The organism is Dryocola clanedunensis (genome assembly GCF_038405435.1).
In the GTDB taxonomy this organism is placed as follows: domain Bacteria; phylum Pseudomonadota; class Gammaproteobacteria; order Enterobacterales; family Enterobacteriaceae; genus Dryocola; species Dryocola clanedunensis_A.
The window spans coordinates 1-545 of the sequence record NZ_JBBYHZ010000192.1 but is presented as its reverse complement, the minus strand read 5'-3'; the positions used below and the strand labels follow the sequence as shown (position 1 = coordinate 545).

Here is a 545-nt window from a genome sequence, read left to right as displayed (position 1 = left end):
CTATCTGGCGATGGTGCTGGTCACCGTGCTGCTGTTCGCCAAGGTGCGCCAGCCGTTGATGATCTGGCGGGTGGTACCCATGGCGATCTGCGGGGTGAGCTTCGGCCTGTTGCTCACCGGCCAGGCGTTCGGCTTCATGGCGCTGCTCGGCCTGCTCAGCCTGACCGGCATGCTGATCAAGAACGCCGTGGTGCTGGTGGACGAGATCGACCGGCAGATCGATGACGAAGTGCCACGCCTGACCGCCATCATCGAGGCCTCGGCGTCACGCCTGCGCCCGGTGATGATGGCTGCTGGCACCACGGTGCTGGGCATGGTGCCGCTGCTGTTCGACCCGTTCTTCGCCAACATGGCGGTTACCATCATGGGCGGCCTGGGCTTCGCCACGCTGCTGACCCTACTTGCGGTGCCATGTCTGTACCTGCTGTTCATGAAAGTGCGACCGGAGGAAACCGCATGACTGCCAAGGCCCTGGCCGCTCCGCTGCTGCTCGCCCTGGCCCTGAGCGCCTGCTCCAGCGCACCGCAGTATGCCGATCCGCAACA

General features: G+C 65.1%; 1 protein-coding gene. It reads left to right on the top strand.

Annotated elements, in window-relative coordinates; translation table 11 throughout:
- Positions 1-460, top strand: a 460-nt coding sequence (locus AAE045_RS24175; RefSeq protein WP_455549834.1) for an efflux RND transporter permease subunit, incomplete at its 5' end; no start/stop codon positions are given.
- Positions 461-545 lie beyond the last annotated feature (85 nt).